This window comes from Streptomyces sp. VTCC 41912 (genome assembly GCF_045799175.1).
Taxonomy (GTDB): Bacteria; Actinomycetota; Actinomycetes; order Streptomycetales; family Streptomycetaceae; genus Streptomyces; species Streptomyces albulus_C.
This window is the reverse complement of record NZ_JBJMAB010000013.1, coordinates 161907-167906: the sequence shown is the minus strand read 5'-3', so window position 1 is coordinate 167906 and position 6000 is coordinate 161907. Positions and strand designations below refer to the sequence as shown.

Sequence of the window (6000 nt, the reverse complement as noted above, 5' to 3'; positions counted from 1 at the left end):
GGAAGCACTGTAAGGTGTGGAGTTGACTGGTACTAATAGGCCGAGGGCTTGTCCTCAGTTGCTCGCGTCCACTGTGTTGGTTCTGAAGCCACGAACAGACCAACGGTTGTTCTAAGTTTCATAGTGTTTCGGTGGTTATAGCGTTAGGGAAACGCCCGGTTACATTTCGAACCCGGAAGCTAAGCCTTTCAGCGCCGATGGTACTGCAGGGGGGACCCTGTGGGAGAGTAGGACGCCGCCGAACTAAATGTAAGAGAAAGCCCCGTTGGGAACTCCGGTTCCCGACGGGGCTTTCTTGCGTTCCCGAACGGGGACCCGCAGCGCGGCGAGGTCCGTGGGCCAGGTAAAGTCGGGGGCATCATCGGCATATTTTTCGCACAGGAGGCTTCCGCGTGGAGGTCCAGGAGACGCGGATCCAGACAGATCGTGTCCTCACCATCCCGAATATTCTGAGCATGGCGCGCCTGGTCGGCGTGCCAGTGTTCCTCTGGCTGATCCTCTGGCCGGAATTCGGCGGTCCGAGGGCCGATGGCTGGGCGCTGCTGGTGCTCGCGCTGAGCGGCGTCAGCGACTACCTCGACGGCAAGCTCGCCCGACGGTGGAACCAGGTCAGCAGCCTGGGCCGGATCCTCGACCCGGCCGCCGACCGGCTCTACATCCTCTCCACCCTCGTCGGTCTGACCTGGCGGGAGATCCTTCCGGTCTGGCTGACGGCGGCACTGCTCGCCCGTGAGCTGATGCTGCTGGTCGCGGTCGGGCTGCTCGGACGTCACGGGTATGGTCCGCCCCAGGTGAACTTCCTGGGCAAAGCGGCTACGTTCAACTTGATGTACGCGTTCCCGTTGCTGCTCCTCAGTGACGGAAGTGGCTGGCTTCACTCACTCGCTGCTATTTTCGGATGGGCGTTCGCCGGATGGGGTACGGCGCTGTACTGGTGGGCAGGGATCCTCTACGTGGTCCAGGTCCGCAGGATCATCAGGGCGGACGCCACGGCCGACTGAACAGGCCGAATCGGCAGATCGTGCCAAGGCCCGGCGCCCGCGTTCGGGAAACCAGCGGGCGCCCTTGACAAGTGAAGTCGGCAAGACCGTCGTCTCTTCGAGGAGGACGCTTCCGACATGAAGGCCGTTGTGATGGCCGGCGGCGAAGGAACACGCCTTCGCCCCATGACGTCCAGCATGCCCAAGCCGCTGCTCCCCGTGGCCAACAGGCCCATCATGGAGCATGTACTTCGGCTACTGAAAAGGCATGGTCTCAACGAGACCGTCGTGACCGTGCAATTCCTGGCCTCGCTCGTCCGGAACTATTTCGGCGACGGGGAAGAGCTCGGAATGGAGCTCACCTATGCCAATGAGGAAAAGCCACTCGGCACCGCCGGGAGCGTGAAGAACGCCGAAGAGGCCCTCAAGGACGACGCCTTCCTGGTCATCTCCGGTGATGCCCTCACCGACTTCGACCTCACGGATCTCATCCGCTTCCACAAGGAAAAGGGCGCCCTCGTCACCGTCTGCCTCACGCGGGTTCCGAACCCGCTGGAGTTCGGCATCACCATCGTCGACGAGGGCGGTCAGGTCGAACGCTTCCTGGAGAAGCCCACCTGGGGACAGGTCTTCTCGGACACCGTCAACACCGGTATCTACGTGATGGAGCCGGAGGTCTTCGACTACGTCGATCCCGATGTTCCGGTGGACTGGTCCGGGGACGTCTTCCCACAGCTCATGAAGGAAGGCAAGCCGATCTACGGCTATGTCGCCGAGGGCTATTGGGAGGACGTCGGCACGCACGAAAGTTATGTCAAGGCCCAGGCCGACGTGCTGGAGGGCAAGGTCGACGTCGACATCGACGGCTTCGAAATCTCACCCGGTGTGTGGGTCGCGGAAGGCGCGGACGTGCACCCGGACGCGGTGTTGCGAGGGCCCCTGTACATCGGTGACTACGCCAAGGTCGAGGCGGACGTGGAGATCCGCGAACACACCGTCGTCGGCTCGAACGTCGTCGTGAAGAGCGGCGCCTTCCTCCACCGGGCGGTGGTGCACGACAACGTCTACGTCGGTCAGCAGAGCAATCTCCGCGGCTGCGTGATCGGCAAGAACACCGACATCATGCGGGCGGCGCGGATCGAGGACGGCGCGGTCATCGGGGACGAGTGCCTCATCGGCGAGGAGTCGATCGTCCAGGGCAATGTGCGGGTCTATCCCTTCAAGACCATCGAGGCCGGTGCGTTCGTCAATACGTCGGTCATCTGGGAGTCCCGCGGCCAAGCGCACCTGTTCGGGGCGCGCGGGGTGACGGGAATCCTCAACGTCGAGATCACCCCCGAACTCGCCGTGCGGCTCGCCGGCGCGTACGCCACCACGTTGAAGAAGGGCTCCACGGTCACCACGGCCCGCGACCACTCCCGTGGCGCACGGGCCCTCAAACGCGCCGTGATCTCCGCACTGCAGGCGAGCGCCATCGACGTCCGCGACCTGGAGAACGTACCGCTGCCGGTCGCCCGCCAGCAGACCGCGCGGGGCAGTGCCGGCGGCATCATGGTGCGGACCACGCCGGGGGTGCCCGACTCCGTCGACATCATGTTCTTCGACGAGCGGGGCGCGGACCTCTCGCAAGGGGGGCAGCGCAAGCTCGACCGGGTCTACGCCCGTCAGGAGTACCGTCGGGCCTTCCCCGGGGAGATCGGCGACCTCCAGTTCCCCTCCAGCGTCTTCGACTCCTACACGGGAGCGATGCTGCGGGCGGTGGACACCACGGGCATCGCCGAGTCCGGTCTGAAGGTCGTGGTCGACGCCTCCAACGGCAGCGCCGGACTGGTGCTGCCGAGCCTTCTGGGCCGGCTCGGCGTCGACTCGTTGACCATCAACCCCGGTCTCGACGAGTCCCGGCCCACCGAGACCGTCGAGGCCCGCCGTGCCGGTCTGGTCCGGCTGGGGGAGATCGTCGCCTCGGCCCGGGCGGCGTTCGGCGTGCGCTTCGACCCGGTTGGCGAGCGGCTGTCGTTGGTGGACGAGCGCGGTCGCATCATCGAGGACGACCGCGCGCTGCTGGTGATGCTGGACCTGGTCGCCGCCGACCGACGCAGCGGACGGGTGGCGCTGCCCGTGACCACGACCCGGATCGCCGAGCAGGTGGCGGCGTACCACGGCACGCAGGTCGAGTGGACGACGACGTCGCCGGACGACCTCACGCGGGTGGGGCGGTCGGACGACACGGTGTTCGGCGGCGACGGCATGGGCGGCTTCATCATTCCGGAGTTCAGCAGCGTCTTCGACGGCGCCGCGGCGTTCGTCCGGCTGATCGGTCTGGTGGCCCGCACCCAGCTCACGCTCAGCCAGATCGACGCGCGGATCCCGCGGGCGCATGTCCAGCGGCGTGACCTGGCAACGCCGTGGGCGGTCAAGGGCCTGGTCATGCGGCACGTCGTGGAGGCGGCCGGCGACCGCGACGTGGACACCACCGACGGCGTGCGGATCGTGGAGGCCGACGGGCGCTGGGTGCTGGTGCTGCCCGACCCGGCCGAGGCGGTCACCCACCTCTGGGCGGAGGGCCCCGACGACGCCTCCGCGCAGCAGCTGCTGGACGAGTGGGCGGCCGTGGTGGACGGCGCCGGACGCTGATCCTTCCCCACCGGCGTGCCACCCGATCGGCACGCCGGTGGGGCCATTGGGAGACCATGCCGCCGACGTGCGACGATGTGCGGCATGTCGCAGCAGCGCCCCGATCGGAGCAACCCCCACCCCTCGGCCGGGCGACCCGATGCGTCCATGTCGCTGCTGACCAACGTGATGGACCACAGCCTCGACGACGGGTACGCCGAGGCCGCCGAGCGGAAGTCGGCCGAGGGTGTCAGCGGGCTGCCGCGCACGCTGCGGGCGAAGTTGGGCCTGGCGGCCGGGCTGGTGCTGGCGGCGCTGGTGGTGACCGTGGGGGCGGCGCAGGCGCGGGTCTCGGCGCCGACGCTGGCCAAGGAGCGCGAGGAGCTGATCCACCGCATCCAGAAGGGCACCGGGGAGGCCGACACCCAGCAGCAGCGGGTGGATTCGACCCGGGACACGGTCGATCGGATGCAGCGTGAGGCGCTCAAGCAGCACGGCGACGGCAAGGCCGAACTGCTGGCGCTGCTGGCCGGTTCGACGCAGGTCACCGGGCCGGGCGTGAAACTCGTCGTGGACGACGCCAAGGGGTCCGAGGCCGGCACCGGGGGGCCGCGGGAGAGCAGCGACTTCTCCGACACCGGGCGGGTGCGCGACCGAGACATGCAGCGTGTCGTCAACGGCCTGTGGCAGTCCGGTGCGGAGGCGATCTCCGTCAATGGGCAGCGGCTCACGTCACTCTCGGCGATCAGAGCCGCGGGAGACGCCATACTGGTCGACAACAAGCCGCTGGTGCCGCCGTACACGGTGCTTGCGGTGGGGGACGGGCAGCGGTTGAGCACCGCGTTCCAGGACAGCGCCGACGGTCAGTACCTGCACGTGTTGCAGGAGAACTACGGCGTGCGCACCAAGATTTCCGTGGAGAGCGAGGTCACGCTGCCGCCCGCGCCGAGTTTGACCGTACGTACCGCAAAGCCGAAGGCCGGTGCCGCGAAGGCGGACGGCGCCGACACAGGGAAGGGCACATCGTGATCGCCGTACTGGGCCTCATCGTGGGAGTCGTGGTCGGAATCGTCGTCCGACCCGTGGTGCCGACGGTGGTCGAGCCCTACTTGCCGATCGCTGTCGTCGCCGCGCTGGACGCCGTGTTCGGTGGTCTGCGGGCGATGCTGGACGGAATCTTCGACGACAAGGTCTTCGTCGTCTCCTTCCTCTCGAACGTCGTGGTCGCCGCCCTGATCGTCTTCCTCGGGGACAAGTTGGGCGTCGGCGCCCAACTCTCCACCGGCGTCGTGGTGGTGCTCGGCATCCGCATCTTCTCCAATGCTGCCGCGATCCGTCGGCACGTCTTCCGGGCGTGAGGCCGGTGGCAGCGGACGAGACCCCAGAGCCGGAGCGCACGCCGGAGGAGCGGTCGGAACCACGGTCCGGCCCGGAGCAGGACACTTCTGCGGAGCGCGCCGCCGAGCGGCAGCCGATGCCGCCCGAGCGACCCCGCCGGCCCGGATGGGCCGATGAGCGGCCCCGGGAACCCGAGCCGGAGCCGGTGAAGGAGCAGCAGCCGGAATCGGGACAGAAGCGGGCCGAAGCGGCAGTTGATGCCGACACGGACACGGCTGCGGGCGAGGAGGGCGCGGCAGTGCGGACGACCGGTCGGCAGCGGCTGCGCGCCAGTTTGTGGCCGCCGAGATTGACCCGGGCTCAACTGATCGTCGCGTTGCTCCTGTTCATTCTCGGCCTCGGCCTCGCGATTCAGGTACGTTCCACCAGTGACAGCAGTGCGCTGCGAGGTGCACGCCAAGAGGACTTGGTGCGCATTCTGGATGAACTGGACAATCGCTCCCAGCGGTTGACGGACGAGCAGCGGCGCCTGGAGGGACAGAAGACCGAGCTGGAGAACAGCTCGGACCAGGCTGAGGAGGCCCGTAAGCAGACCGTGGAGAAGGAACAGCAGCTGGGTGTGTTGGCCGGGACCGTCGCGGCGCAAGGGCCCGGCATAAACCTGACCATCGACGACCCCCACCACTCGGTGGAGGCGGACAAGCTGTTGGACACCATCCAGGAGCTGCGGGCGGCCGGGGCCGAGGCCATCCAGGTCAACGGCGTTCGCGTCGTCGCGAGCACGTACCTCTCGGACCTCCGGGGCGGCGTGCAGATCGACGGCAAGCGCGTCACGCCGCCGTACCGGTTCAAGGTCATCGGGAAGCCGGAGGACCTGGAGCCGGCGCTCAACATTCCCGGCGGAGTGGTCCAGACACTGGAAAAGGAGCAGGCCAAGGTGTCTGTGACCCGTGAGGAGAAGATCATCGTGGACGCCTTGCGAGCGGCGAAGCGGCCTGACTACGCTCGGTCGTCATCCCAGTGAGGCATCTACGTATGGTGATGGCCCGGCGAGGGCATGAGGTAGCGG

Annotated in this window: 5 protein-coding genes and 1 rRNA gene; all 6 read left to right on the top strand. The window is 67.5% G+C overall.

Annotation, left to right across the window (positions count from 1 at the left end; translation table 11 throughout):
- The first annotated feature begins 127 nt into the window (after positions 1–127).
- The 6 genes from rrf (at position 128) to ACJ6WD_RS20555 (ending at position 5955) form a co-directional block, all read left to right on the top strand.
- Positions 128–244 (top strand): 5S ribosomal RNA (gene rrf, locus ACJ6WD_RS20580).
- A 148-nt stretch (positions 245–392) separates the two neighbouring features.
- Positions 393–1001: a CDP-alcohol phosphatidyltransferase family protein gene (locus ACJ6WD_RS20575; RefSeq protein WP_016578709.1), complete on the top strand. Its 609-nt coding sequence runs from the start codon at positions 393–395 to the stop codon at positions 999–1001.
- Positions 1002–1118: 117 nt separating this feature from the next.
- Positions 1119–3614, top strand: coding sequence for a mannose-1-phosphate guanyltransferase (locus tag ACJ6WD_RS20570; RefSeq protein WP_233659579.1), 2496 nt, complete (start codon positions 1119–1121; stop codon positions 3612–3614).
- An 84-nt stretch (positions 3615–3698) separates the two neighbouring features.
- A complete protein-coding gene (locus tag ACJ6WD_RS20565) occupies positions 3699–4622 on the top strand; it encodes a DUF881 domain-containing protein (protein ID WP_233659578.1) in 924 nt (307 codons plus the stop codon).
- Positions 4619–4951 (top strand): small basic family protein, encoded by a 333-nt coding sequence (locus ACJ6WD_RS20560; protein WP_016578706.1) that lies wholly within the window; start codon positions 4619–4621, stop codon positions 4949–4951. Before ACJ6WD_RS20565 ends, ACJ6WD_RS20560 begins: the two co-directional genes overlap by 4 nt.
- 5 nt (positions 4952–4956) lie before the next feature.
- On the top strand, positions 4957–5955 hold the full coding sequence (locus ACJ6WD_RS20555; protein WP_407616311.1) for a DUF881 domain-containing protein: 999 nt from the start codon (positions 4957–4959) through the stop codon (positions 5953–5955).
- Positions 5956–6000 lie beyond the last annotated feature (45 nt).

Coding starts and splice junctions, on each gene's coding strand:
- ACJ6WD_RS20570 (WP_233659579.1), top strand. CDS start 1,119: ATGAAGGCCGTTGTGATGGCCGGCGGCGAAGGAACACGCCTTCGCCCC.
- ACJ6WD_RS20565 (WP_233659578.1), top strand. CDS start 3,699: ATGTCGCAGCAGCGCCCCGATCGGAGCAACCCCCACCCCTCGGCCGGG.